The 26,672-nt window shown below is 64.7% G+C and carries 17 protein-coding genes and 2 pseudogenes; 8 read left to right on the top strand and 11 right to left on the bottom strand.

Going from position 1 to position 26,672, the window contains the following annotated elements:
• Positions 1-4: 4 nt before the first annotated feature.
• The 3 genes from betA to LVY72_RS18715 all read right to left on the bottom strand — a co-directional run bounded on the left by betA (position 5) and on the right by LVY72_RS18715 (position 3,412).
• Positions 5-1,744: a choline dehydrogenase gene (gene betA, locus LVY72_RS18725; RefSeq protein ID WP_237824700.1), complete on the bottom strand. Its 1,740-nt coding sequence runs from the start codon at positions 1,742-1,744 to the stop codon at positions 5-7.
• A gap of 325 nt (positions 1,745-2,069) precedes the next feature.
• Positions 2,070-2,654, bottom strand: a complete 585-nt coding sequence (locus LVY72_RS18720) for a TetR/AcrR family transcriptional regulator (protein WP_237824690.1) — start codon at positions 2,652-2,654, stop codon at positions 2,070-2,072.
• Positions 2,655-2,794: 140 nt separating this feature from the next.
• Positions 2,795-3,412, bottom strand: a complete 618-nt coding sequence (locus LVY72_RS18715; protein WP_237824687.1) for a dihydrofolate reductase family protein — start codon at positions 3,410-3,412, stop codon at positions 2,795-2,797.
• 294 nt (positions 3,413-3,706) lie between these two features.
• Between LVY72_RS18715 and LVY72_RS18710 the strand changes: the two genes are divergently transcribed.
• Positions 3,707-4,114, top strand: a complete 408-nt coding sequence (locus LVY72_RS18710) for a CBU_0592 family membrane protein (protein WP_504863507.1) — start codon at positions 3,707-3,709, stop codon at positions 4,112-4,114.
• A gap of 61 nt (positions 4,115-4,175) precedes the next feature.
• On the opposite strand, the gene LVY72_RS18705 is transcribed toward LVY72_RS18710, so the two are convergent.
• Both LVY72_RS18705 and LVY72_RS18700 read right to left on the bottom strand, forming a co-directional pair.
• Complete coding sequence (locus LVY72_RS18705; protein WP_237824683.1) at positions 4,176-5,144, bottom strand: LysR family transcriptional regulator; 969 nt, start codon at positions 5,142-5,144, stop codon at positions 4,176-4,178.
• 627 nt (positions 5,145-5,771) lie between these two features.
• Positions 5,772-6,209: a MaoC family dehydratase gene (locus LVY72_RS18700; RefSeq protein WP_237824681.1), complete on the bottom strand. Its 438-nt coding sequence runs from the start codon at positions 6,207-6,209 to the stop codon at positions 5,772-5,774.
• A 661-nt stretch (positions 6,210-6,870) separates the two neighbouring features.
• On the opposite strand from LVY72_RS18700, the gene pyk reads away from it, so the two are divergent.
• A complete protein-coding gene (pyk, locus tag LVY72_RS18695; RefSeq protein ID WP_237824678.1) occupies positions 6,871-8,304 on the top strand; it encodes a pyruvate kinase in 1,434 nt (477 codons plus the stop codon).
• A gap of 85 nt (positions 8,305-8,389) precedes the next feature.
• Here pyk and LVY72_RS18690 read toward each other — a convergent pair whose 3' ends face one another.
• A complete protein-coding gene (locus LVY72_RS18690; RefSeq protein ID WP_237824670.1) occupies positions 8,390-9,226 on the bottom strand; it encodes an HAD family hydrolase in 837 nt (278 codons plus the stop codon).
• 499 nt (positions 9,227-9,725) lie between these two features.
• Between LVY72_RS18690 and LVY72_RS18685 the strand changes: the two are divergent.
• The 6 genes and pseudogenes from LVY72_RS18685 (at position 9,726) to fbaA (ending at position 17,463) form a co-directional block, all read left to right on the top strand.
• Positions 9,726-11,359, top strand: a pseudogene (locus LVY72_RS18685) (glucose-6-phosphate isomerase).
• Positions 11,360-11,655: 296 nt separating this feature from the next.
• Entirely contained in the window at positions 11,656-13,782 is a 2,127-nt protein-coding gene (tkt, locus tag LVY72_RS18680; RefSeq protein WP_237824668.1) for a transketolase, read from the top strand.
• A gap of 101 nt (positions 13,783-13,883) precedes the next feature.
• Positions 13,884-15,005 carry a transaldolase gene (gene tal / locus LVY72_RS18675; RefSeq protein WP_237824666.1) on the top strand — a complete coding sequence of 374 codons (1,122 nt, stop codon included), beginning with the start codon at positions 13,884-13,886 and terminating at the stop codon, positions 15,003-15,005.
• Between the two features lie 131 nt (positions 15,006-15,136).
• On the top strand, positions 15,137-15,838 hold the full coding sequence (gene rpe / locus LVY72_RS18670; protein WP_237824664.1) for a ribulose-phosphate 3-epimerase: 702 nt from the start codon (positions 15,137-15,139) through the stop codon (positions 15,836-15,838).
• Positions 15,839-15,848: 10 nt separating this feature from the next.
• Positions 15,849-16,322 carry a ribose-5-phosphate isomerase gene (locus LVY72_RS18665; protein ID WP_237824655.1) on the top strand — a complete coding sequence of 158 codons (474 nt, stop codon included), beginning with the start codon at positions 15,849-15,851 and terminating at the stop codon, positions 16,320-16,322.
• A 121-nt stretch (positions 16,323-16,443) separates the two neighbouring features.
• The gene (gene fbaA / locus LVY72_RS18660; RefSeq protein ID WP_237824642.1) at positions 16,444-17,463 is read left to right on the top strand and encodes a class II fructose-bisphosphate aldolase; all 1,020 of its coding nucleotides are present in this window, start codon (positions 16,444-16,446) and stop codon (positions 17,461-17,463) included.
• 430 nt (positions 17,464-17,893) lie between these two features.
• Here the strand turns inward: fbaA and LVY72_RS18655 are convergent.
• The 5 genes and pseudogenes from LVY72_RS18655 to LVY72_RS18635 form a co-directional block, all read right to left on the bottom strand.
• Positions 17,894-19,398 (bottom strand): annotated as a pseudogene (locus tag LVY72_RS18655) (IS1634 family transposase).
• A gap of 289 nt (positions 19,399-19,687) precedes the next feature.
• The gene (locus LVY72_RS18650) at positions 19,688-20,713 is read right to left on the bottom strand and encodes a 6-phosphofructokinase (protein ID WP_237824640.1); all 1,026 of its coding nucleotides are present in this window, start codon (positions 20,711-20,713) and stop codon (positions 19,688-19,690) included.
• Between the two features lie 103 nt (positions 20,714-20,816).
• Positions 20,817-22,310 carry a glyceraldehyde-3-phosphate dehydrogenase gene (locus LVY72_RS18645; RefSeq protein WP_269092686.1) on the bottom strand — a complete coding sequence of 498 codons (1,494 nt, stop codon included), beginning with the start codon at positions 22,308-22,310 and terminating at the stop codon, positions 20,817-20,819.
• Positions 22,311-22,693: 383 nt separating this feature from the next.
• A complete protein-coding gene (locus LVY72_RS18640; protein WP_237824638.1) occupies positions 22,694-23,224 on the bottom strand; it encodes a riboflavin kinase in 531 nt (176 codons plus the stop codon).
• Between the two features lie 221 nt (positions 23,225-23,445).
• Entirely contained in the window at positions 23,446-26,484 is a 3,039-nt protein-coding gene (locus tag LVY72_RS18635; RefSeq protein ID WP_237824636.1) for an ATP-binding protein, read from the bottom strand.
• Positions 26,485-26,672: the final 188 nt, after the last annotated feature.

The raw sequence follows: 26,672 nt of genomic DNA, 5'->3' as shown, positions 1-26,672 counted from the left end.
TGCCCTAGCCCTTCGCCGCGGCGGTCTCGGATTCGGCGGCGCGGCGCCCTGCCTGAAGTCCTTCACGCCCGCCCCGCTCTAGCGGGCTGGTCCCGTGCCGGTAGAACTCGGCATGCAGGGGCGGCAGGGGCGTCCGGCCGGCGATCAGGTCGGCGGCCTTCTCGGCGAGCATCATGACCGGGGCGTAGATGTTGCCGTTGGTCACGTAGGGCATCGCCGAGGCATCTACGACCCGCAGGCCGCTGGTGCCGTGGACCGACATGTCCGAGGGGTCCACCACGGCCATCGGGTCCGAGTCCGGCCCCATCTTCGCGGTACAGGACGGGTGCAGCGCCGTCTCGGCGTCGCGGGCCACCCAGTCGAGGATCTCGGCGTCGGTGCGGACGTCGCGTCCCGGGGACAGCTCGCCGGCGTTGAACGGCGCCAGGGCGGACTGGCCGAGGATATCCCGCGCGATGTGGATGGCTTCGATCCATTCCCGGCGGTCCTGGTCGGTGGAGAGGTAGTTGAACAGCATGGACGGGTGGACGGTCGGATCCGTGGACTTGATCTTCAGGGTTCCGCGGGCGTCGGAGTACATCGGGCCGATGTGCACCTGATAGCCGTGCTTCGCATCGGCCTTCTGTCCGTCGTAGCGCACCGCCACCGGCAGGAAGTGGAACATCAGGTTCGGGTAGGCGACGTCCTCGTTGGACCGGACGAAGCCACCGCCTTCGAAGTGGTTGGTGGCCGCCGGGCCCTGGCGCCCGAGGAGCCACTGCAGGCCGATCAGCGGGTACCGCCACAGGTCCAGGTTCGGCTGCATGGACACCGGCTGGCTGCAGGCATGCTGGATGTACACCTCCAGGTGGTCCTGCAGGTTTTCGCCGACGCCGGGAAGGTCCACCACCGGCCGGATGCCCAGCGTCTTCAAGTGCCCGGCGTCGCCCACCCCGCTGAGCTGGAGCAGCTGCGGAGTGTTGATGGCTCCGCCGGACAGAATGACTTCACCGGCGTTGACGACGTGGGTCCTGCCGTTGCGGCGGAAGGTGACGCCGGTGGCCACGTTGCCCCTGAAGTTGACCTTGGTCACCAGGGCGCGGGTGAGGACGGTGAGGTTGCGGCGGTTCCTGTTCGGGCGCAGGTGGGCGCGGGAGGCCGAGAGCCGCTGGCCCTTGTGGACGTTGCGGTCGAAGGCGGCGAAGCCCTCCTGGCGGTAGCCGTTGACGTCGTCGGTCAGCGGGTATCCGGCCTCCTGGGCCGCCTTGAAGAAGGCCTGGAACAGGGGGTTGGTGGCAGGTCCGCGCTCCAGCACCAGCGGACCGTCGTGGCCCCGGAGTTCGTCGTCGGGGTCCGCGGCCAGGACGGTTTCCATCCGGTTGAAGTAGGGCAGGCAGTGGGCGAAGTCCCAGTTTTCCATGCCCGGGTCGGCACCCCAGCGCTCGTAGTCGAGCGGATTGCCGCGCTGGAAGATCATGCCGTTGATGGAGCTGGAACCGCCCAGCACCTTGCCGCGGGCGTGGGCGATCCTGCGGCCGTGCATGAAAGGCTCCGGATCGGACTCGTAGCGCCAGTCGTAGAAGGGGTTGCCGCTGGGGAAGGTCAGGGCGGCAGGCATCTGGATGAAGAGATCCCAGGGGTAGTCGCTGCGTCCGGCCTCGAGGACCAGGACGCTGCGGGTCCCTGACTCGCTCAGCCGGTTGGCGAGCACGGAGCCGGCACTTCCGCCGCCCACGATGACGTAGTCGTAGTTCATGTCTGTCATGCTGAAAACTCTCCTTCTGCCTGGTAAGGATCGGCCGTCGGGGCTCCTGGCCGTCCTACTTCCGCAAGCTGGCGGGACGCCGCGATGTCTTGGGAAGCTCCCGTGAATTGCGTACTGCGCAACGTGGTTCGCAATGTGACGTGAGTCATACGAAGGAGAGTAGTGGAGGTTGAACAAGTGTTCAAGACTTGTGGTTGAACAGATGTTCAAGAATAATGGCGCTCGCTGGCACCGGGGGAGGCTGGCCCCAGGACTTCTGAGGTTCGATGCCGGGTCTGTCCTGAAATCGTCCGGCAGGTTGGGCGCTGCTGCCCGCCGTCATCCGCTAAGCGGCGAAGGCGATTTCTTCCGTGCGGGCGATGCTTCTCTGGATGGCTGCCTTGTCTATGCCGAGGAGCGCTGTGAGCCACATGCCGTTTTGTACGACGACAATGTCGGCTGCCCGTTCCCGGCATTCAACCGGGGAAAGCCCGGGCTTCGCATTCCCTATCAGCGTCGCGAGCCCGTCAAGATACCGATCGAATGCCGCCGCATTGATCAGCCCAAAGTCTTCATCGGCCTGCGCGAGCGCCCAAAGGTGCAGACGCAGGGCCAGATAGTCTGTGGTCAGGAATTCCGGGCCGGCAACGCGCCGCAGGGCCTTGCGGAGCTGTTCGTCCGGGGGCGACGCCGGGTCGGGTGCGACCAGCATAAGGTCGTGCTCGTCGATCCGGTGCAGGGCTGCACGGATCAGGCTCGACTTATCTTCGTAGTAGTAGTTCACAAGTCCCAGTGCGACGCCGGCTTCGCGCGCTACGGCGCGCATGCTGACCCCTGAGATGCCGTGGCGCGAGAGCAGTTCCAGTGCCGCTTCGAGGATGCGCGACTGCCTGTCAACCTGTTCGCCGGAGTTCACGGTGCTTGTATCCACGCGGCCAGCCTATCGGCTCCCAGACACTTGGCGGTGTTCCCCGCGAAAAAGGGGAGCACCGGCCTCGATGGTTGCCGCTTGCCCCACGCCCGCCGGCGTGCACCGTTTGTGCTTCCTCCGCTGGGCAAGGCATCGGCGTCTCAGTCCGTTTCGGGGCGCCGGTAGGTGTTGACCAGGACTCCGGAGGACAGGGCGCGGGTTTCGGCCAGGGTGAGTCTGGCAGGTGTGAACCCGTCGGAGAACAACTTCTTGCCGGTGCCCAGCACCAGCGGATAGACGACGAGCCGGTACTCGTCGACCAGGCCGTGGCCGGCCAGCGTCCTGATCAGCTGGGTGCTGCCCCAGACGCGGATCTCACCGCCGGGCTGCGCCCGCAGCTCCTGCACCGCGGCCGGCACATCGGGGCCCAGGAGCTGCGAGTTCTGCCAGCCGAGCCCGGTCAGCGTGCGCGAGGCAACGTACTTGGGGATGCGGTTGTACCTCCTGGTCAGCTCCCCTTGGAAGCCCCCGGCATGCTCGTCCCACACGCCCCAGGAGCCGGCGAAGATCTCGTATGTCCGGCGGCCCAGCAGCAGCGCCTCGGTCCGGCTCTCCCACTCCCGGACGATCTGCCCGTCCTCCGCGGCCCCGTATGCGGCGTCGTAGTTGGCCGCCCAGCCGCCGTGCTCGAAGCCTCCGTCGCGGTCCTCGTCCGGGCCGCCGCCGCCTTGGACGACGCCGTCGAGGGTGATGAATGCCTGCACCACGATTGTGCCCATCTTGGCTTCTCCCTGGTCTGGTTCGGACTGTTGCCTTCTCCGCGGACGGCCTGGACCGAGTCGATACGGGAACCGGTGCGATGTCAAGGGTGGAGCCGCTCACGCACGGTGGGTGGACGGGGATCGTTCGCGCTGGTCAACGCATCCCCCCGCGTGCGGGACGGCCTGCGGCGCAGCCCGCATTAATCATTCAGTTTTACTAAACTATATCTGCAGTAGAATGCAATTGATCTAAAGCCCTAATGTCGCCATTATTGCTGCTGTAACTACCGGTTCGTGTACAGGGGAGATGGAATGCTGGCGGCGGTTCTGGGCTGGTTGGGAACGGTCGGAACTTTTATGGCGTACGCCATGGTGTTGCGCGGCTGGCTCACCTCGGCGTCGCGTGCCTATGCGGCTCTCAACGCCGCCGGCGGCCTGATGGCCGGGACTGCCTGCGTGATCTACGGAGCCTGGCCGAGTGCGGCGTCCAATTTGGCCTGGGCTGCCCTGGGTGTTCATTCCATGGTCGGCATGTACCGCCGGCGCCGCCTGGAGCTCCGGGGGAACGGGAGCCCGGATCCTGCATCCGCGGCATGCCCGCCGGCCACGGTCCTCGGGGCTGCCCAGGCGGCCGGTGTTCCCCTTGGCCGGGCCGTGCCTGCCCAGGCTGTGGCCGAGCCGCACCGCAGTCCTGGCTGCATGGTCCCGCAGCTCCCCTGATTTGCCGGATCCGCCACGCCGCGGCAGTCCGCGGCAGCGGCCCGGTGCGCGGCGGCGGCGGTCAGGACGGTGCCCGGCGCTCAGGGTGCGCCGGAGCCACGGGCCGCGGCGCCACGGCCAGCGTATCGAACGCCGAAACGGATTCCCGGAGCAGGCGGGCGACGGTGTCCACCGGCCCGTTGGCTGAGTTTCGCCGGTCGAACCGCCGCAGCACGATGCGCCGCGTGCCGAGGCCAGGCACGTCCAGGACGTCGACGCCGTCCTGGACGACGCCGCTGAGCGCCAGGGCGGGGACGACGGCGACACCTTCCCCGGCGGCCACCAGGGCGAGGGCGGTGAGCGTCTCCTGGTACTGGTGGACCGTCTCCACCCGGGCGCCGGTCGACCGGCGGAGCCGGCCGATTACCGCGGCGTTGGCGGCCGACGGCTCGACACCGAGCCACGGAAGCGGCAGCCGGGCAAGGTCGACGTTCTCGGTGCCGAGCAGGGCCTCGGAGGGGACCACCAGCTTCCATGGCTCGTCCAGCAGGGGTTCCTCGAGCATGCCGGTCGGCAGCGAGCGTTGCTCGGCCGTGGCCGAGTCGAGTTCGACCACCACGGCGTCCAGCTCGCGCTGGCGGAGCAGCCGCATCAGCGCCGGAAGGTCGTCCTCAACGATTCGGATCTGCAGCTGCGGATACTGGCTGCGCCATTCGGGCAGGCGCGGGATCACGATCGTCCTCAGGAAGCTGGTGAATCCGCCCACCCGCACGACTCCGGCCAGCTCCGCCCCGCTTTCCATGCGCGCGCGGGCGGCGTTGAGCGCGCGTTCGATCTCCTCGGCGGCCTCTGCCATCGCCAGGCCGGCGGGCGTCAGCAGCGATCCCTTCGGCGTCCGCACGACCAAGGCATGCCCTGATTCGTCCTCCAACTTGTTCAGCTGCTGGGAGACGGCCGACGGCGTGAGCCGCAGCTCGTCGGCGGCGGCCAGCACTCCGCCCGTGCGGGCAATGGCCAGCAGCACGCGCAGCCGGCGCGGGTCGATTTCCATGTTTAGTATTCATAAACCATGTCTGTAGCACTACGCAATGGATCTAAAGGCCGGGCTGCCTAGCATGGTGGGGAAATGGAACTTCGGACACCAAGGCAGGCAACGGCTTCGCTGGCGGGGCCTCCGTCGGAACCTCGGAAACGCAACGTTTTCAGGCGGCTTTGGTGGTTCGGAGGAACAGCGGGGAAACCTGGCTCATGATCCTCTTGAACAACGTGTTCCGGCGCTGTGACCAGCCCTTTGACCATTGAGACGTACATCGTCGCGGCGGGCACCAGGCCAGGAAGTTTCCCGGGAACGGGGAGGACAACTACCCTGATGGAGGCTTCGAAGCGAGGCCTGTTGCGTCGTCCGTGGCCTACGCCTGACTGCCCGGAACGGTGGCCGAGGGCGACACGGTGCGGATCGAGTACTTCTGCCGGCGGATCAATGCCACCACGGTCCCCGAGCCTTGATGGATCCGGAAATGAAGAAGAGTCGAGCCTAGGGTGAAGCTACCGGGTGGGCGGCCGGGAAGCTGTTCGTGGCACCGCTCGTAATTTTTAGATGAGCGCGCGGCGAAGTGACCGGGGCAGCACGGCAGTCCGGGCCGGGCGACATGGACCGGGAGCCGCAGTTGCGTTGCCTTCAAGCTTCCACGGAGCCGATAGCCATCGTGTAGCAGACCGCTGTCCCTTCCAACGCGACGACGCCGTCGTCGCGCACGACCTGGGTTCTGATCTTGGTGACCGGTTTGTCCGGGTGAACCTCGGTGACTTCGACGATGCCTGTGATGACGTCACCGGGTCGGACGGGCGCCTTGAAGTCCCAGTTGACGTTCAGGAAAACGGTGCCCGGGCCGGGCAGTTCCTCCGCAACGACCGCGTTGAGGATCGCGCTGGTGACGCCGCCCTGCACGACGATTTCACCGAAACGCGATGCGCGGGCCGCATCCAGGTCGTAGTGCAGGGGGTTGCGGTCGCCGCTGATGTCGGTGAACCGGCTGATGTCGGCGGTGGTGACGGTGCGTGACAGTTGTGCCGTCTGCCCAACGGACAGATTCAAGGCGGGAGCGGTGGTTGTCATTGGACTTCCTTTCGGTAATTCGGTGGACCGCAGTGAGGGTTGGCAGGGCGGGCACACCCGGAACAGGGCCGGGCCGCAGGACCACGTGGTGCCATTCGACAGCGTTGGCGAAGAGGGGACGAATTGAATGGAATAGCGGTAAGGACCCGACGGCGGTTTGCGTCGTCAAGGCTGTGCTCGCGAAGCGTCGGTGGACGCTGTCGCTTGGGGATGTCGGGGAGACCCCGGAACCGGCAATCCCCGAGGCGCGACGGGGCACCAGTCTGCGCTGATGGTGAGCGCGCCCGCCGCCGACCCGATTGGCCGCCCACCCTCCGGCAAAAGCCGCAAGACGCCGTCGGTGACCATCGTCGCGAAAACGTCAGGTCGATGTCAACGCCCCGACCGGCACCGACGCTCTTGTGACTGGGAGGCAGAACGACGGGAAGCCAGGTGCAGAGCGCAGACAGTTCGCATCCGTACAACGAATTTATGCCAAGGGATAGCCAACCAGCGGTCATAAAACTAGGGTGTAAATAAACACCCTAAATAAACTTCCATGTTGAAGGTAGCGCTTTCCAGGCCTCTTTCAAGCAGACATTTGCACCCCCGTCCGCGTCCATTAAGCCGGAGGGAGTCCGCCGGCCATCCGCACTTCCCAAACAACAGCAAGGTAGGTTTCATGAGACGAGCAAAGATCGTGGCGACTTTCGGCCCCTCGGTGGCTAGTTACGACAACACGCTGGCGGTTATCGAGGCTGGCGTGGATGTGGTGCGTATGAACATGAGCCACGGCGACCACGCCGTACACGACAACACGTACATCAACGTCCGCAAGGCCGCGGCCGAGCTGGGCCGCACCGTCGCCGTGATGGCGGACCTGCAGGGCCCGAAGATCCGGCTGGGACGTTTCGCGGAAGGCCCGCACATCCTCTCAGCCGGGGATACCTTCACCATCACGACGGACGATGTGGAGGGCACCGCGCAGTTGTGCTCCACGACCCACAAGGGCCTGCCCCAGGACGTCCGCCCCGGGGACACCCTGCTGATCGACGACGGCAAGGTGGCCCTGCGCGCCATTGAGGTCACCGCTACTGATGTCGTCGCCGAGGTGACGGTGGCCGGGACCGTGTCGAACAACAAGGGCATCAATCTTCCCGGCGTGGCCGTCAATGTGCCGGCCCTGAGCGTGAAGGATGAAGAGGACCTGCGCTGGGCCATCCGCCGCGGCGCGGACTTCATCGCCCTGTCCTTCGTGCGAAGTGCCGCCGACGTCACCCGGGTGCACGAGATCATGGAGGAGGAGGGCCGCCGGGCTCCGGTAATCGCGAAGATCGAGAAGCCGCAGGGCGTGGATGCGCTGGAGGAAATCGTCGATGCCTTCGACGGGATCATGGTGGCCCGGGGTGACTTGGGCGTGGAGCTGCCTCTCGAGGACGTGCCCGTGGTCCAGAAGCGCGCGGTCGAATTGGCCCGCCGGTGGGCCAAGCCGGTGATCGTTGCCACCCAGGTGCTCGAATCCATGATCGAGAACCCGAGGCCTACCCGCGCCGAGGCTTCCGACTGTGCCAACGCTGTGCTCGACGGCGCGGACGCCGTTATGCTCTCGGGCGAAACGAGCGTGGGCAGGTACCCCGTGGAGACCGTGCGGACCATGGCCCGGATCATGGAATCCACTGAGGAGCACGGACTCGACCGGATCCCGCCCCTGGGTAGCGAGCCCAGGACGCGTGCCGGTGCGATTACCCGCGCTGCCGTGGAGATCGCGTCCCAGCTGGAGGCCCGGACCATCTGCGCCTTCACCCAGTCCGGCGATACCGCCCGGCGGCTCTCCCGGCTCCGGCCAACCCGCCCGGTCCTGGCCTTCTCGCCCACCGAGCAGGTCCGCAACCAGTTGGCACTGGTGTGGGGCATCCAGCCGATGCTGGCCGAAGAGGCTGCCCACACCGATGAGATGACCCGCCAGGTGGACCGTGTGCTGCTGGAGAAGGAACTGGCGCTGCCCGGCGAACTCGTGGTGATCGCCGCCGGATCCCCGCCCGGCGTGGCCGGATCCACGAACCTTGTCAAAGCCCATAAAGTCGGCGACCTCGGAGATGCCGGCCTGGTTCGCTGAACTCTACCTGGTTGCCCCAGGCCGTCCCGTCACTTTCGGGGCGGGTCCGCAGCATGCCCGAGGCCCTCCGGGCGCCCTCATCTGCTTAGCTGAGCAGATGGGAGAGGGCGGTCACGACGCCGTGTTCCTCGTTTGTCGGTGCGATGTAGCGGGCGCGGGAACGCACGAGCGGGTGCGCGTTGCCCATGGCGAACGACAGGTCGGCGTGGTCGAGCATTTCGAGGTCGTTCAGGTAGTCGCCGAACACGGCCGTTTGTGCGGCCGTCACGCCCAGAGCCTGTTGGAGTTGCTGCACGGCGCGTCCCTTGTTGGCACCCTGGGGCATGATATCGATCCAATGCTTACCGGAGACGGCGATCTGATGGCTGGCCTCCAGCGGAGCGAAGATGCTTCTCGTGGTGGACTCGACACCGGCGAGGTCGTAGATCGCGAGCTTGAGGACATCATCGGTGACCGTGGTCAGGTCCCCGACCGCGGTGAGCTGGGCGTAGTATCTTTCTGCCTCGGTGATAAATTCCGTGTCGCGTCGTTCGATATAGGCGCTGCGGCGGCCGCAGACGACCAGGCCAAGATCGCGGGCCGGTTCCGTTGCGTCGCGTACCTTGTGGATGACGTCCTTGACTGTGGGCACATCGATGCAGGTGGCGCAGAGCACGTCCCCGTCGCGGACAACGAGGGTGCCGTTCTCGGCGATGAAGGGGGTTCCTGCCGGTGCTTGGGCGAACATCCGGGCCAAGGTGGCGTACTGGCGGCCGCTGGCGGGCACGAATGTGATGCCGCGGGCGTTCATCCGCTCCAGCAGTGGCCAGAATGTCGCCGGAACGGCACCGTCACCGGCCAGCAGCGTGCCGTCCAGATCGGAGACCACCAGCCGCACATCGTGAGACGTGCGGGGGATCGAGGACCAAAAACGGGCGGTCATCACCCACCCCGCTTCGCTGGGCGAGCGGCCGTGCGATCGGCAATGCCCTGCGGGCCCGCCGCCGGACGAGGACGGCGGTGACCGCGGCCGAAGGTAACCGGCAACGTCACCACCGAGAGGCCTGGCCTGCGATCAACTCCAGTCATCGTGGATGCTCCCAGGCCAAGGCAGCCTTTGCCGCTGAGTCTTACGCTACACATGGTCCTTATCGTGACACATCGGAGTGAAGCCTTATCGGAGCGGCCCCCGTTAGTTCCATGAAGCAGATGCTGAAATACCACCTAAAAGTGTAGGTTCCACTGCCTTATGGAGGAGTTTTTCCCAGCCCATGCGGCTGTAAGAGTGGATGTGGCGGGCTTTTCCAAGACCGGGACCTATGTGGGGAGCACACCCGGTAGCCGCCTGGGGTACGGACCCGTTCAGCGCAAGTGCCCCGACCATCGCCAACACGTCGGTAATTTCCGTCCCGGGGGGACGGCTCGGGAGGACTCAAACCAAGATGGGAACACTCACCTACGCTGCCAGCGGTGCCGCGAAGCACGCGATCGCTCAGCACATCACCAGCCTGGTCGATGACAAGGTCGCCACGAGGATTTTCGCCAAGGATTACACGTTGTGGGGCGCTGAGGCTGAGCCTGAGTCGGCGATCCGTCTCGGCTGGGTGGAGGCTCCGGCTATGTCCCGACCGCTAATTGGGGACATCCTGGAACTTCGCGATGCGCTGCGCGCCGAAGGTGTCTCCCGCATCGTCCTTTGTGGCATGGGGGGTCCTCTTTGGCGCCCGAGGTCATTGCCGCAACCGCCGGCGTCCAGTTGACCGTGCTGGACAGCACCGATCCTGAACAGGTCGGCGCTGCCCTGTCGGTCCGGCTGGCGGAGACGGCAATCGTCGTATCCTCCAAGTCCGGCGCTACCGTTGAGACAGATTCCCACCGCCGGGTGTTCGAGAAGGCGTTTAGCGACGCAGGCATCGATCCCAAGCGCCGCATAATAACCGTCACCGATCCGGGCACTCCCCTGGACGTGGCTTCCCGGGAAGCAGGCTACCGCGCGGTCTTCAACGCCGACCCCAACGTCGGTGGCCGGTTCTCCGCGCTGACAGCGTACGGCCTGGTCCCATGCGGCCTCGCCGGCGTCGATATCAAGGCATTCCTGGACGAGGCCGAGGAAGCGGCCAGGATCCTCAACCAGGATTCGGCCGAAAACATCGGTCTCGCCTTAGGCCTGGCCTTTGGGCGCACCATCCCGTTGCGCAACAAGGTCGTCATCGTTGAGGACGGCTCGGGCATGGTGGGCTTCCCCGCTTGGGCCGAGCAGCTTATCGCAGAATCCACGGGCAAACTTGGCACGGGCGTCCTGCCGGTGGCCGCCGGTCCAAATGCTCCGGAAATCACCTCCGGCGCTGAGGACCTGCTCGTGGTCCGGCTCGTGAGCCCGGATGCCGACGTTGCATTGGGGGAGAACGAGGTCGCCATCGCCGGCGGCCTCGCCAACCAGATGATGGTGTGGGAATTCGCCACCGCTGTGGCCGGCCGCCTGCTGGGCATCAACCCCTTCGACCAGCCCGACGTCGAAGCCGCGAAAGCGGCTGCCCGCGGGTTGTTGGACGCGCACCACGGGTTCACTGCCCCGACCTTTACCGATGGCGCCGTGGAAGTCCGCGGTGGCGACTGGCTCGGTCCGGTCGCTACGGTCACCGACGCAGTGCAGGCCCTTCTGGCCAGGCTGGGCCCGGATGGCTACCTGAGCGTGCAGGCCTACCTGGACCGCCTCTCTTACGCTCCCTTGGAGGGAATCCGGGCTGAGCTCGCCGCGGCGAGCAGCCGGCCGGTGACTTTCGGCTGGGGCCCACGGTTCCTTCACTCCACCGGCCAGTTCCACAAGGGCGGCCCGGCGATCGGCGTGTTCCTGCAGATCACGGCGGTTGCGAACCTGGACGTTGCTATCCCCGGACGCCCATTCACCTTCGGTGAGCTAATCGCTGCGCAGGCTGCCGGCGACGCGAAGGTGCTGGGCGAACATGGCCGTCCCGTCCTGCGCCTGCACCTGACGGACCGGGCAGCAGGCATTGACCAACTCCGATCCGTTTTCTCGTCCCTGCCCCATCTGGCGGCATCCGTTACCGGAAGCTAAGGCAATGCCAGGCACGCTAACCGACAGGAGGCCGGAAGATTGTGGTGATGGCCTGTCGGAGCGCTTGCGCTTCTTCGCGCGCTCATCCGGACAGTCCGGGGCGGAAATGCCCGCCCCGCCCGAAAGTGTAGTCAGAACCGTCAGAAAACAGTGTTATCCCTACCCGTTTGGTTCGGGATTATGGATATCAACCAGAAGCATCCGCGCGGCCTATACCGGCCGATGACCGACTTGAAGGGGATAATGTGAATCCGACAGCAAATGCGACGCAGACCTTGTCCAGCGCGACACGTGCAGTGTCAAATCCCGAAGCAGCGACATTGGACTGGACGTCCGAGGACCGGCGTGCCGTGGACACAATCCGTGTGTTGGCCGCCGATGCGGTGGAGAAGGTCGGCAACGGCCATCCCGGCACCGCCATGAGCCTGGCCCCGGCCGCGTATCTGCTCTTCCAGAAGCTGATGCGCCACGACCCCCGGGACCCGGACTGGCTGGGACGCGACCGCTTCATCCTGTCGCCGGGCCACTCGTCGCTGACCCTCTACATCCAGCTGTTCCTCTCCGGCTACGGCCTGGAGCTCAAGGATCTCGAGGCGCTGCGCACGTGGGGTTCATTGACGCCGGGCCACCCGGAATACAAGCACACCCCGGGTGTGGAAATCACCACCGGTCCGCTGGGCCAGGGACTTGCGTCGTCGGTCGGGTTCGCATACTCCCAGCGCCGGATGCGCGGCCTGTTCGACTCCGCTGCTGCTGCCGGCACGTCCCCGTTTGACCACACCATCTGGGTCATTGCGTCCGACGGCGACATCCAGGAAGGCGTCACGTCCGAAGCTTCCTCACTGGCCGGACACCAGGAACTGGGCAACCTCGTGGTGGTCTACGATGAGAACCACATCTCCATTGAGGACGACACGGACATCGCCTTCACCGAAGATGTCCTGAAGCGCTACGAGTCCTACGGCTGGCACACCCAGCGCGTGGACTGGACCAAGACCGGCGAATACGTCGAAGACGTCCACGAGCTCTACTCCGCACTGCTGGCGGCGAAGGCCGAGACGTCCAAGCCGTCCATCATCTCGCTGCGCACCATCATCGGCTACCCCTCGCCGAAGAAGCAGAACACCGGCAAGATCCACGGCTCGGCCCTGGGCGCCGAAGAAGTCGTGGCCCTGAAGGAGGTGCTGGGCTTCGACCCGGCCAAGTCCTTCGACGTGGACCAGGAAGTGCTGGCCCACGCCCGCAAGGTCCTGGACCGCGGTGCGGCTGCCCGTAAGGAATGGGAAGAATCCTTCGCCGCCTGGCAGTTGGCCAACCCCGAGGGTGCCGCGTTGCTGGAGCGGATCGAAGCCAAGCAGCTTCCGGCCGGACTCGATGCCGTCCTGCCGTCCTTCGAAGCGGGCAAGGATGTCTCCACCCGCGCCGCGTCCGGCAAGGTCCTGAACGCGATCGGCCCGGTCATGCCCGAGCTGTGGGGCGGTTCGGCCGACCTCGCCGAGTCCAACAACACCACGATCGAGGGATCGCCGTCGTTCATTCCGGCCTCCCGTTCCACGGAGGCGTGGAAGGGCAATCCATACGGCCGGGTCCTGCACTTCGGTATCCGCGAGCACGCGGCTGCATCGATCGTGAACGGCATCTCGCTGCATGGGCGGACCCGCGCGTTCTCCGGCACGTTCCTGATCTTCAGCGACTACCAGCGCCCGGCCATCCGCCTCTCCGCCCTCATGGGCGTCCCGTCCATCTATGTGTGGTCGCACGATTCCATCGGCCTGGGCGAGGATGGACCCACCCACCAGCCGGTGGAGCAGCTTTCCACCCTGCGTGCGATCCCCGGCCTGGACGTCGTCCGTCCGGGCGATGCCAACGAGGTCGGCGTCGCGTGGAAGACCATGCTGGAGAACCATGAGAACCCGGCAGGCCTCGTGCTGACCCGCCAGAACATCCCGACCTTCGCCCGCGGCGAGGGAACAGCCGAGGGTGATACCTTCGCTTCCCCGGCCGGTGTGGCCAAGGGCGGCTACGTGCTGGCCGAGGCATCCAGGGACGGCGCCACCGTTCCGGCCGACGTCATCCTGATTGCCACCGGCTCCGAGGTCCAGCTGGCCGTGGCGGCCCGTGAAGCCTTGCAGGCGGACGGGATCGCCACCCGTGTCGTCTCCATGCCGTGCGTCGAGTGGTTCAACAAGCAGGACGCTGCCTACCGCGAGTCCGTGCTTCCCGTCGCAGTGAAGGCCCGTGTCTCCGTCGAGGCCGGCCTGGCCTTGGGCTGGAAGGAATTCGTTGGCGACGCCGGCCGTTCCGTCAGCCTTGAGCACTTCGGCGCCTCGGCAGATTACAAGCGCCTGTTCCAGGAGTTCGGCATCACCGCAGAAGCAGTCACTGCCGCAGCCAGGGACTCCCTCGCCGCTGCAGGCAACTAATCCTTCAGCTGCACGCGGCCGGCGCCGCGGGACGGCCCTGCGGGCGTCCGGCGCCGGCCGCGTGTCCACTGTCCACCATTTCCGAAGGAAGAAGCAGAGCCATGACCAATGCAACACCCACCGCCCAGCTTTCCGACGCCGGTGTGTCCATCTGGCTGGACGACCTCTCCCGCGAACGGCTCGCCAGCGGCAGCCTGCAGAAGCTCATCGACGAAAAGAACGTCGTCGGCGTGACCACCAACCCGTCCATCTTCCAGGCCGCCATCACTTCCGGCACGGACTATGCATCAAAGATCGCCGGCCTCGCCGCGCAGGGCGCCAGTGTCGAGGACACTATCTTCGAGATCACCACCACCGACGTCGCGGACGCCTGCGACCTGTTCGCCCCGGTAGCCGCCGCCACCAAGGGCGTCGACGGCCGGGTCTCCATCGAGGTCGACCCGCGCCTGGCGTGGGACACCGAAGGCACGATTGCCGAGGCCAAGCGCCTCTACAAGAAGGTCGACAAGGACAATGTCCTGATTAAGATCCCGGCAACGCTCGAAGGCCTTGAAGCCATTACCGCTGTGCTGGCTGAAGGCATCAGCGTGAACGTGACCCTGATCTTCTCGTTGGAGCGCTACCGGGCCGTCATCAACGCCTTCCAGGCCGGTCTGGAGCAGGCCCGGGAAAACGGCCACGACCTGTCCAGAATCCACTCGGTGGCCTCGTTCTTCGTCTCACGCGTCGACACCGAGATCGACAAGCGGCTGGACGCCAACGGCAGCGACGAAGCCAAGGCACTCAAGGGCAAGGCAGGCGTCGCCAATGCCCGCCTTGCCTATCAGGTTTACGAGGGGATGTTCTCCACCGAGCGCTGGGCAGCCCTGGCCGAAGCCGGCGCACTCCCGCAGCGTCCCCTGTGGGCCTCCACCGGCGTGAAGGACCCGGCCTACCCGGACACCCTGTACGTCACCGGACTCGTCGCCGCCGACGTCGTGAACACGATGCCCGAAAAGACCCTTGACGCCACCTTCGACCACGGCGTCGTCACCGGTGACACGATCACCGGCACCTACGAGGAAGCGAACAGTGTGCTCAACGCCCTCGAACGCCTCGGCGTTTCCTACAACGAGGTCGTCGCACTCCTCGAATCCGAAGGTCTGGAGAAGTTCGTGACCAGCTGGAAGGAACTCCTCGCCGACGTCGAAAGCGCCCTTGCCACCGCACGGAAGGCCCCCTGACCCACACGGCGCATCTGGACCACGCTGCGGGGTCCTGATGCCGAATCCGCCCTCCGTGCCGGCCAGGCGTGGAGATCCTTGGGATCTCCACGCCTGGCCGCCGGGACCACCGCTACTGAAAGACAGACACCATGCCCGTTTCACCCCTGAAGTGCTGCATTAACCCCAGCATCCTCTCGGCCGACTTCGTCAACCTCGAGGCCGAACTGGCCCGGGTCAGCAACGCCGATGCCGTGCACGTGGATGTCATGGACAACCACTTTGTGCCGAACCTGACCATCGGCCTGCCCGTCGTGGAACGGCTGCAAAAGGTCAGCCCCGTGCCGTTGGACGCCCACCTGATGATTGCCAACGTGGACCGCTGGGCGCCGCAGTTCGCCGGCGCCGGCCTGAGCTCGGTGACCTTCCACGTCGAGGCCTCCGACGCCCCAATCAAGCTCGCCCGCGAGCTTCGCGCCCGCGGGGCCAAGGCGGGCATGGCCCTGCGTCCGGCCACCCCGGTGGAACCGTACCTGGACATGCTCCCCGAACTGGACATGCTGTTGATCATGACGGTTGAGCCGGGCTTCGGCGGCCAGGCATTCCTGGACGTCATGCTGCCCAAGATCCGCCGTGCCCGCGCGGCGGTCGAGGGTTCCGGAGTGGACGTGGCTATCCAAGTCGACGGCGGCATCACGGAGGAAACCATCACCCGCGCCGCGGAGGCCGGAGCCAACGTCTTCGTGGCCGGATCGGCCGTGTACGGCAAGCCGTCGCCGTCCGACGCCATCGAGTCACTGCGCGCGAACGGCCAGCTCGCCTTCGCCCACAACACCGCACCCCAACCAGCCTGAAGGACCACTTATGCGCGTTCACATCGCAACCGACCATGCCGGCATGGAGCTCAGCGCCCACCTCATCGCAGCACTGTCCGCAAAGGGCTACCAGATGGTGGACCACGGGCCTGCAGCCTACGACGCCGAGGACGACTACCCGTCATTCTGCATCAAGGCGGCTTCAGCCGTCGTGACCGACCAGGCCGCGGGCGTGGAGGCCCTCGGAATAGTGCTGGGCGGCTCGGGCAACGGCGAGCAGATCGCCGCTAACAAGGTCGCAGGCGTGCGGGCAGCCCTGGCCTGGAACCTCGACACGGCCAAGCTGGCCCGTGAGCACAACAATGCCAACGTGGTGGCAGTGGGCGGCCGCCAGCACACCGTTGAGGAAGCCACCGAACTGATCGAGGCATTCCTGACAGAACCGTTCAGCAATGCCGAGCGCCATAATCGCCGCATCGGCAAGATCGCCACCTATGAAACCACCGGCGAGATTGTCGAGTAATTTGGCGCTTCACCGCACCGGCCTTGCTGGCTCGAATCCCGAGCCACGGCCCTTGGACCTGCGAGGACCCGACTCGTCCCGGTAAGCGGGGCCATAGACGAAACCCAGCATAGGAGTCAGCATGCCCATTGCAACCCCGGAGATCTACACCGAGATGATCGACCGCGCAAAGGCGGGCGGCTTCGCGTTTCCGGCCGTGAACGTGACATCCTCGCAGACGCTGAACGCCACCCTCCGTGGCTTCGCCGAAGCCGAGTCCGACGGCATCGTCCAGGTCTCCACCGGCGGCGCGGCCTACTGGTCGGGCGCCTCCACCAAGGACATGGTTGCAGGTTCCCTCGGCTTCGCCGCCTTCGCCCGCGAAGTAGCCGGGAACTACAACGTCAACATCGCCCTGCATACCGACCACTGCCCCAAGGACAAGCTGGACGGCTTCGTCCTGCCCCTGCTGGCGGCCTCCGAAGCCGAGGTCAAGGCCGGCCGCGACCCCCTGTTCAACTCGCACATGTGGGACGGTTCCGCCGAGACCCTGCAGGAAAACCTGCGCATCGCCCGCGCGCTGCTGGAGCGCACGGCCGCCGCCAAGATGATCCTTGAGGTCGAAATCGGCACCGTGGGCGGCGAAGAGGACGGCGTTGAGAACGAGATCAACGACAAGCTCTACACCACAGTCGAAGACGCCTTGGCCACAGTCGAAGCCTTGGGCGCCGGCGAGAACGGCCGATACATCACGGCCCTGACCTTCGGCAATGTCCACGGCGTCTACAAGCCCGGCGGCGTGAAGCTGCGCCCGGAGATCCTCAAGGACATCCAGGCCCAGGTGGGTGCCGAGCTCGGTAAGGACAGGCCGTTCGACCTCGTGTTCCATGGCGGGTCCGGCTCCTCGGACCAGGAGATCGCCGACGCCGTCGCCTACGGCGTGATCAAGATGAACATCGACACGGACACCCAGTATGCCTACACGCGTGCGGTTGCGGACCATATGTTCCGCAACTACGACGGCGTGCTGAAGGTCGACGGCGAAGTGGGCAACAAGAAGACCTACGATCCCCGTGTCTGGGGGGCGTCCGCCGAAGCCGGCCTGGCTGCCCGGGTCGTCGAGGCCGCCAGGCAGCTTGGTTCAGCCGGAAAGACCTTCTAAGTTCCGGTAAGTGAAGGCCCGAAAGCCACCTGCTCCTGCCTGCTGCGGAACCGTGTCCGCCGGGGGTGGAGAAGCCGGTGGCATGCACCGCGGTTCGACGCGCTGCGTCGCAGAGGAGAAAACCGGGCACTTTTCCGCCGATGACCCGTATCACAATTCGGTCCGTTGGTCCTACGGCAGTCCCGTCCTTACCGAACCTTGTTGTAACGGAGTAGGGTTTTTCTTCGTCGTGAAATTTCCATCGCGCAGCGGATAACCCAGGCCAGGGTAAATGGGGGAGTGGTGGGCCATCCCTGAGGCGCTTTGCAGCCTGGGACGGGCCCCAGGGGTCAGCCGAACAGGACCGCGGCTTCGTCGTAGCGCTGCTGCGGAACAACCTTCAGTTGGCCCAGGGCCTCCTGGAAGCCCACGTGTTCCCGACTTGGCTCATTTAGTGCCTATGGTGTTGGCGGGCGGCCGTGATGATGGCGCCGATCTCCGGGGGTGCCGGGTCTTCGGCGGTGACGGTCTGGTTGCCGACCTGGATCTGGATGGTCCGGTAGCGGCGCAGGGTCTTCACGAGCCGGCGGATGGACCAGCCGGTGGCGGCTTCGAGCCAGCGGCTGACGGCGAGGGCGGCGAACACGATGGTCAGGTGCGCGTCGATCGACTCGCGGGTGTGGTGGTAGATGGGCCGGGCCGCGAGGTCGCTCTTGGACATGCGGAACGATTTCCCGGCCTGGTAGAGCCGGTGGTAGGCGGCGATGACCTGCCCGGCCGGCCAGTCGACCAGGTTCGTCACGTACCCCTTGATTCCGGCCAGGGCCCGCGCCTTGGCCTCCAGGTCGCGGTTCACGGCCCGGTCGCCGCCGGTCAGCTTCACGAACCGGTTCCGCTTCACGGACGTCTTCCCGGCGACGGCCGCCTCGGCCTTGGCGATCTGCTGGTCGATGCCGTGCAGGGTGCGGCGGGCGTTGTCGGCGGAGTACCGGTAGTAGAACACGTGGTCCCAGCGCTTGTCGGTGGGGCCGGCCGGCCACGGCTGGGCGAACACGTGCCCGTCCGGGAAGTCCCGGCCCGGGTGCTCCTTGCGCCACCGGTCGATCACGTACGGGACTGCCGGGATCTTCGCGCCCAGGATGAAGGAGAGCCCTTCGGCTTCGAGCAGCTTCTTGTTGGCGTCGGAGACCATGCCCGCGTCGGCGACCACGACCACGTCGGTGAGCCGGTGCGCGGCCATGAACGAGCGGATCACCGGCAGCATCGTGGCGGTCTCGGCCTTGTTGCCCTCGAATGCCTCGATCATCAACGGGAACCCGTCCGCGTCGGCGAGGAGGCCGACGGTGATCTGCGGCTCCAGCCGGCGCTCCTTCGAGAACCCCGGTTCGCGGAACCCGTCTCCTTCATGCGCTTCGAAATACAGGGTCGTGACATCGTAGAGGACCACCGTGGCCGGCCCCAGCCCCACGTGGTCCGCGTTCACGGCGGCGATCTTCTGTCGAAACTCCGGCTTCGCGTAGGCCGGCAGCCGGCGTTTGACCGTCGGATACGACGGCGCCGGAATCCCTGCCTCCTCCAGCACCCGGGCGGCCTCGAGCTTGCTGGTCGGCTCGATGATCCGGGCCAGCACAAGCCGGCGGAACACATCCCCGTCCTCCTCACCGGCCACGGCCGCGAACCCGAGCCGGTGGTAGGCCAGTTCCAGCAGGTCCCACAGCACGCCCATCCGGGACGCGGTGATTGGCACGGCCGCAGCCGGGTCTTCCAGGCCCAGGTCCAGCTGCGGCTGCCGCGCGGCAAGCTTCTGCTCCGCCGCGGCCAGCAGCAGCTCGTACTCGGCGTCCGTGTGCGCGGATCCGACATGCCCGGATCCCGCTGCCCGCGCCGGTGCGAGTACACGATCTGCACCGCCCGCGCCCCCGACGCGGTCTTCACGGTACGGATGTGAGGCGCCATCACCCCAGAATACGGCCCGCTTAGTGCACAAATTCCGCGCCGACAGCCACCAAAACCCCACGTCACAGACCCTCAAGCCGCCAGAGGCCACCTTTGTGAGCCAAGTCAGGTCACAATTCGGTCCGTTGGTCCTACGGCAGTCCCGTCCTTACCGAACCTTGTTGTAACGGAGTAGGGTTTTTCTTCGTCGTGAAATTTCCATCGCGCAGCGGATAACCCAGGACAGGGTAAATGGGGGAGTGGTGGGCCATCCCTGAGGCGCTTTGCAGCCTGGGACGGGCCCCAGGGGTCAGCCGAACAGGACCGCGGCTTCGTCGTAGCGCTGCTGCGGAACAACCTTCAGTTGGCCCAGGGCCTCCTGGAAGCCCACGTGTTCGATGTGCGTTCCCTTCAGCGCCACCATGGTGCCCCAGAAACCCTCCACCACCGAGTCGATGGCGGCCATGCCCAGACGGGTGGCCAGGACCCGGTCAAACGCCGACGGCACGCCGCCGCGCTGGATGTGACCCAGGATGGTGGTGCGCGTTTCGATGCCGGTGCGGGCTTCCAGCTCCGGGGCCAACTGATCCGCGATACCGCCCAGCCGGGGACGGCCAAAGGTGTCCAGGCCGCGCTCGGAGTGCGGGGTTTCCATGTGCTCCGGAACAAACCCTTCGGCCACCACTACCAGCGGTGCGCGCCCGCGGGCGTGGGCCTCCTTCACCCACTGGGTGATCTGGTCGATGCTGACCTTCTGTTCCGGAATGAGGATGGCCTGGGCGCCGGCCGCCATGCCCGCGTGCAGCGCGATCCAGCCCACGTGCCGGCCCATTACTTCGGCGATCATGCACCGGTGGTGGGATTCTGCAGTGGTGCGCAGCCGGTCGATGGCTTCCGTGGCGATCTGCACGGCGGTGTCGAAGCCGAAGGTGTAATCCGTCGCGTCAAGATCGTTGTCCACAGTCTTGGGAACACCCACGATTTTTAGCCCTGCGTCCGTCAGCCGTTTGGCCGCGGCGAGGGTTCCCTCACCGCCGATCGCGATGATGGCGTCGATGCCCAGCCGGTCCATGTGGTCCTTGATGACCTCGAGGCCGCCGCCGTTTTCAAAGGGGTTGGTGCGGGACGTGCCAAGAATGGTGCCGCCCTGCTTGGCGATCCCCCGGACCATGCTGCGGGGGAGGTCGATGATGTCGCCCTCGACGACGCCACGCCAGCCATCAAGGAAACCCACGAATTCGTGACCGTGGATGGCAATGCCTTTGAGGACGGCGCCGCGGATCACCGCGTTCAGTCCGGGGCAGTCGCCTCCGCTGGTGAGAATTCCAATTTTCATGTTTCGGCTCAATCCTGGGGAGAAGGTGTACAGGCAAAGCGTCAGGCTGAGCTTACCTAAATGTGTGGTGGGAGGTGTGGAGTATGTCACAAACCAGTGGATGCTAGGCCGAGCCCAAGGCGGCAAGCACCGACATGGCCTCCTCAACGACACCCGCCGGGGGGAAGGACGGCCGCTTCACGCCGGCCATCTCTTCCAAGACGCGGACCACCTGGCAGCTGTAACCGAACTCGTTGTCATACCAGACGTAGAGGACCAGGTTCTTGTCCGTGGCAACGGTCGCGAAGCCGTCTACGATGCCGGTACGGCGGGAACCGACGAAGTCGGTGGAGACCACCTCGGGTGAGTCAACGTAGTCGATCTGCTTGCGCAGGTCCGAGTGCAGCGACATCTCCCGCAGGAAGTTATTGACCTCGTCCTTGGTGGTCCCGTTTTCCAGCCTGAGGTTCAGGATGGCCAGGGAAACGTCCGGGGTGGGGACCCGGATGGAGCTGCCGGTGAGCCTGCCCAGCAGTTCGGGCAGGGCCTTGGCTACCGCCTTGGCGGCACCGGTTTCGGTAATCACCATGTTCAGCGCGGCGGAGCGGCCGCGCCGGTCGCCCTTGTGGAAGTTGTCGATCAGGTTCTGGTCGTTGGTGAACGAGTGGACAGTTTCCACGTGGCCGTGGATTACGCCGAACCTGTCGTTGATGGCCTTCAGCACCGGTGTGATGGCATTCGTGGTGCAGGACGCCGCGGATACGATCCGGTCCGAGTCCTTGATGGTGCCGTGGTTGATGCCGTGGACGATGTTCTTCAATTCGCCCTTGCCTGGAGCGGTCAGCAGCACCCGTGCCACACCCTTGCTCCGCAGATGCTGGGACAGGCCTTCCGCATCACGCCAGCGGCCGGTGTTGTCCACTACCAGGGCATTGTTGATGCCGTAGGCCGTGTAGTCGATGGTGGCAGGGTCGTCCGCGTAGATGACCTGCACCCGGACACCGTTGGCCGTGATGGTGTTGGCATCCTCGTTGATCTGGATGGAGCCTTCGAAGGAACCGTGAACCGAGTCGCGGCGCAGGAGGCTTGCGCGCTTGGACAGGTCGTTATCGGATCCGCGGCGGACGACAATGGCTCGCAGGCGCAGCCCGTGGCCACCACCGGCCTTTTCGATCAGGAGGCGGGCCAGCAGCCGGCCGATCCGGCCGAAGCCGTAGAGCACGACGTCGGTGCTGGTACGGTCGTTGTCGCCGCGTTTGCCCACGATCCCGGCGAGCTCGGCACGAAGGAACTCCTCCAGAGTGGCCCCGTTTCCCTCTTCCTTGAACTTCTGGTTCAGGCGCGCGAGATCGATCGCGGCCGCACCGAGCTCCAGCCGTGCCAAAGCGTTCAGCAGCGGGGCAGTCTCCTCCGGGCGCAATTCGTCCTTACTGATCCGCCGCGCGAAACGGTGCGCCTTGAGGATGTTCATGGTGGACTTGTTGACCAGGCTCCGGCCATGGATGCTGGTCACCACGTTATTTTCGCGGTACAGCCGACCGATCACCGGAATCATGGCCTCGGCGAGGGCCTGCCGGCCCATCCACGTATCAAGACTGGAATCTGAGGTGTGTAGCATCGCGCTGCCTTTCCAAAAAAGGGTCTCAACCTCCAGAGGTGGGGCTGACATCCATCGTCCTGTCATTTGCGGGTGGGGGAAACGCTGATTTGGGGTGGTTTAAGCTACCCGTTTTGATAGGCCGACGCTGCATGGATAGTCCCGGACGCCGGCGGGATGAATGAGCCCGCTGCATCCGTTCCCTCCGCAGCGGCGACCGAACCAGGACTGCGACGGCGGCACCTTCATCCCCTTGCCGGTATCCCGCTGGCTCCAGGTTGCCTTACGCGCCAGGTATGTGGGGGCCGGCGTTTTCGCGCCGCCACATACCGCCTTCGGCGGTTCCGTCATCGATAAGCCGCGTGATGATTTTCCCGCGTCCCCCCGGCACCGGAAGGAACGATTTAAAGGCGCCCGGCACCTGGCGGGCTCGAAAGCGAGTAATTGGCCCCCTGTTCTTCACGGAGGCAGCCGCCCAAGCCTGCTTGCACAGCCCAGTGGCGCACGCGAGCAACGTCGTCCTGGATCTGGTCCACGAGCTCAGCCGTACCAGCGAATTTGCGTTGAGGACGGATAAGGGTGCGCAGCGTCACCACAACGGTCTGTCCGTAAAGGTCGCCGCTGAAGTCCAAAAGGTTTGCCTCCAGCAAGCTCTGGCCTCTGGCGTAGTAGGTGGGCCGCTCGCCGATTGATACTGCGGCAACATGGAGCGAGCGGCGATTTCGCGGGCCGAGATTAACCGTGCCAGCCCAGACGCCATTGTGCACACCACTATGCGGTATGGCGATATTGGCCGTGGGAAAGCCCAGCAGCCGCCCACGTTCGTCTCCATGGTCAACCACGCCAGTGATCTGGAAATAGCTGTGGTCCTGATGTCTTGAAGACTGCGGGGTGCGCGAAGGGGGAGAATTCCATTCTGTTCGGTTCTTTTTCACTTGAAACTCCTAAACGGATGACTATGTATTAGCTCGACGACGTAATCCTGAATAGCATTGCTGTGTATAAAGAACTCATGCCAGGTTCCTTCAGACCTCCCATCGCACGCTGCAGCGTCTGCGCCTCTGGCGATCAAGAAGCGCCACGAGAATTCAGTAATGGATATCTCCCTCAGCAGCTCCCCGTAGATCAGATGAGTTGGAAATCTGCAAAGGCATCATCAGGATGCCAATCTTTTACCCGCAACCTGCGCAGATTCCAGGTCCAGATCGCACATCGCAGCATGACGAGGCATCGCGAGTTTCGCGTATGCGGCGCGCGCATCTTCCAGATACTTCTTTGCCCGGTCGGACGAATCTTCTTCACCAGTTTGAAGAAGCATTTTTCCGTGAAACCTCAAGGTGTGGGCGCGCTCCACGACATGGGGCATGCTCTCGGCATCGTGGCGGGCCTCACGAAAGTACCGTTCCGCGTGAATCCAATCGCCGGCAGCCGCAGCGGCAATTGCGGCTGAACGCTTGACCAGGCGGCCGCCTCGGAATTCGATGCACACGACCCCGGTGCGCTGAATACATTGTTCGATGGCAGGGAGCAATTCGGCGGCCTGCTCCAGCTCTCCCAAAACCACTAGACCGTCTACTGCTGTAAGCGCCGCCACCCATGAGCCACACGTGTTGGCCTGATCCAGCTGCGGCAAGGTGTGACGATTCTTCTCGAACAAGTCCATTGCAGCCTGAGAGTCACCCATATAGGCAAGCACCTCAAACAGGGCTGACCATCCCCAGCCCACCATGGCCGTGCTCGCCTCTGCATCAAGAGCAGCTAAGCATGCGTGTTTGGCTTCCTCCCATTCCCCCGCGACAAATTTGGCTAATCCAAGCCAACCATGAGAATGTTCGAACACTCCAAGCCCGACGGCATCAGAGAATGCGAGGTCCCTTCGGGCAAATTTCTCGAGGGCGGCCGGATTTCCGTCTTGAAAGAACTCGATCATGGCCTTCATCCGGATGTGCTGTTGCAGCGCGGCGTAGTTGCCTACGCGAACCGCGATTGGGTCAAGTTCTGCACCTACCGCGCGGGCTTCCTCCAGCCGACCTAAACCAACAAGGGTGTAGTTCAGGAAGCCCAGCATGCTTGTCAATGTCCACACGTCGTCCGACTGGCGCAGTATCTCCAGAGCTTCGTATCCCGCCGACACCGCCTCGCTGTGCTCGAGGAAGGCGGGAAGCTGCATAGCCCGCATGGCCAGTCCGTGTCCTCGAAGCTCAGTGTCCCCGAGCCGGGAGGCAATATCCAACTCTTCCTGGATGTTGCCCACACTTGCGCCATGCTCGCCGTTCCATGCCTGGGCAAATGACAACGCACCAAGAAGCCTGCCCCGCTCCGCGCCGTCGTAACTCTCAAGCATCTTGAGCCCATAAAATGCGAAATCGCAGGCTTCGCGCATCCGGAAGGACCAAAACATGGTGAGAGTAGCCGCATAAGCCGTGCGGGAAATGGCATTAAGATCGCCCACTCCCGCATAAATGTCCAAGGCATTGCGCAACGCTGCTACCGAATCCGGCCAACGACCTAATGTACGCAAGGCCAGGCCACGCTGGAACCACAGTTCCGCACGGTCAGCGGCCGGGGCCGTATCCATAAACGCCATGGCCTGATCCAGAAAGCGAAGTCCCTCTTCTGCCGCGGAACTATCCAGTGCGGCCCTGCCGGCCATCGTCAGATAACGCACAACATTCTGGCGATCTGTGATCGGACCTGCTTGAACCAAGTGCCGTGCGATCTCATCTGCCCGCTCTTCCAGTGCGTGGGGAAACGACTGCTCCAAGGCGACAGCCGCTGCGGCGTGAATTCGACGCGTCCGGGCCGGCGATATGGTTTCAATTATTGCCTTGCGCACAACGGCGTGCACAAATTCATAACGTTCCACGGCATCTGGGGAAATCCCCGTGACATCGTACAAGAGCTTCGCATGCGTCGCTTCCTCCACTCCTTCCAAAAGAGTGTGATCATCAACTTTGGCGAGTCGTTGCAACACGTTTAGATCAAATTCCTGACCCAGTACGGCGGCCATTCCCAACAGGGCCTGCGTTTCCTGTTTGAGCCGCCGAACGCGTGCAGCAACGATGTCCTTGACTCCGTGAGGTACATCTGCACTGCCTGCTGTTCTCGGGCCGCTAACCTCGCCCAGGCTGCGGATCAGTTCGGCGGCATACAGTGGGTTTCCGCGAGTTTCCGAGAAGATGTCGTAGGCCAGGCTTTCAGAGAATATGTCATCTCGCGACAGGGGCGATCCACCGTTTGCGCCCAACAGCTGCGCTACCTCGACCCGGTGCAATCCACTCAACTGGATTTGAACCGGCATGGCGTCGCGGCGCAACTCGCCCAGGAAACCGATGACGGCGTCTGAGACATTACCCGGGCGTAAAGTGCAGACTATTAGCGTCCGCTCAAGCACCTCCGCCTGCACAAGGTGCTTGAGCAATAGGAGTGTTGGCTCTGGAGCCCAGTGCAGATCGTCAACTGCGAGCAGGATCGGAGACGACATCGTTGCCTGGCGGAGCACGCGGGTGACGGCATCGAACAGCCGCAAACGGGTAATGTGGGGATCTGATTGCATTGCATCCACGGGAACCTTGGGCAGGCCGATGCCGGAACCTGGAATGATCCTGCTCAGTTCCGGGGCCAGGTCATCAAGTTCCGCCGCTAAACGGCTTGGATTGCAGGCGCGGACAAATGGCGCAAGGGCGTGACCGACTGCTTCAAAAGGGCCTGACACGTCTTCATCGCAGCGTCCATGCAGCACTAGTGGATCGTCACTGACTGCTATCTGCCGCGTGAACTCCGCAACCAGCCGGCTCTTTCCGATGCCGGCATCGCCCGATACGAGCACAAGACGCTGTGCGCCGCCCTTTACCTTCTCCCACTCATTGTGCAGTTGCTGGAGTTCCGGAACACGGCCGACAAACTCACCCGCGTTGGCCATCCGCAGCAATGAAGGCGGAGCCTCAATCCGCACCGGACCACTGTCCTCGTGAGCCCGCACAGCAGCCACCAACCCGGCACGGTCAGAGACTTCGAACTTCGTCAAGAGATTTGAGACATGACTCTCCACCGTGCGTACGCTGATCCCTAAGGCCGCAGCGATCTCGGCGTTGGCCAGATGGTTAACGACTGCCTGAAGCACCTCCCACTCCCTGGAGGTGATACCCCGGTCCTGGAACGTTCCAGATTTCGATTGCCTGTAGTCTGTCGGCATTGAATGGATTCCTCTCTGAACCCCCGAGTGTCGCAACGCAACTTCACGATCAACCGGACGCCTTCAGCCGGTCTCCTGCGTAGTTCGATATGGTCGGATCAATTTACGATCGACGTGCAGCCTCTGACAACATTGTTGCGACAAGCACATTGCGGCCGGTGTTGGGACTCACTGCGCCAGCGGACCCT

Origin of the sequence: Arthrobacter hankyongi (assembly GCF_022012395.1) — a bacterium.
Lineage (GTDB): Bacteria > Actinomycetota > Actinomycetes > Actinomycetales > Micrococcaceae > Crystallibacter > Crystallibacter hankyongi.
Note: the sequence above shows the minus strand (reverse complement) of the source record. Positions and strands in the feature narration are given on the sequence as shown.

Bases quoted from the DNA above. Each gene is read 5' to 3' on its own strand.
- betA (WP_237824700.1), bottom strand. From the start codon at position 1,744: ATGACAGACATGAACTACGACTACGTCATCGTGGGCGGCGGAAGTGCC.
- LVY72_RS18715 (WP_237824687.1), bottom strand. From the start codon at position 3,412: ATGGGCACAATCGTGGTGCAGGCATTCATCACCCTCGACGGCGTCGTC.
- LVY72_RS18710 (WP_504863507.1), top strand. From the start codon at position 3,707: ATGCTGGCGGCGGTTCTGGGCTGGTTGGGAACGGTCGGAACTTTTATG.
- LVY72_RS18705 (WP_237824683.1), bottom strand. From the start codon at position 5,144: ATGGAAATCGACCCGCGCCGGCTGCGCGTGCTGCTGGCCATTGCCCGC.
- LVY72_RS18700 (WP_237824681.1), bottom strand. From the start codon at position 6,209: ATGACAACCACCGCTCCCGCCTTGAATCTGTCCGTTGGGCAGACGGCA.
- pyk (WP_237824678.1), top strand. From the start codon at position 6,871: ATGAGACGAGCAAAGATCGTGGCGACTTTCGGCCCCTCGGTGGCTAGT.
- LVY72_RS18690 (WP_237824670.1), bottom strand. From the start codon at position 9,226: ATGACCGCCCGTTTTTGGTCCTCGATCCCCCGCACGTCTCACGATGTG.
- tal (WP_237824666.1), top strand. From the start codon at position 13,884: ATGACCAATGCAACACCCACCGCCCAGCTTTCCGACGCCGGTGTGTCC.
- rpe (WP_237824664.1), top strand. From the start codon at position 15,137: ATGCCCGTTTCACCCCTGAAGTGCTGCATTAACCCCAGCATCCTCTCG.
- LVY72_RS18665 (WP_237824655.1), top strand. From the start codon at position 15,849: ATGCGCGTTCACATCGCAACCGACCATGCCGGCATGGAGCTCAGCGCC.
- fbaA (WP_237824642.1), top strand. From the start codon at position 16,444: ATGCCCATTGCAACCCCGGAGATCTACACCGAGATGATCGACCGCGCA.
- LVY72_RS18650 (WP_237824640.1), bottom strand. From the start codon at position 20,713: ATGAAAATTGGAATTCTCACCAGCGGAGGCGACTGCCCCGGACTGAAC.
- LVY72_RS18645 (WP_269092686.1), bottom strand. From the start codon at position 22,310: ATGCTACACACCTCAGATTCCAGTCTTGATACGTGGATGGGCCGGCAG.
- LVY72_RS18635 (WP_237824636.1), bottom strand. From the start codon at position 26,484: ATGCCGACAGACTACAGGCAATCGAAATCTGGAACGTTCCAGGACCGG.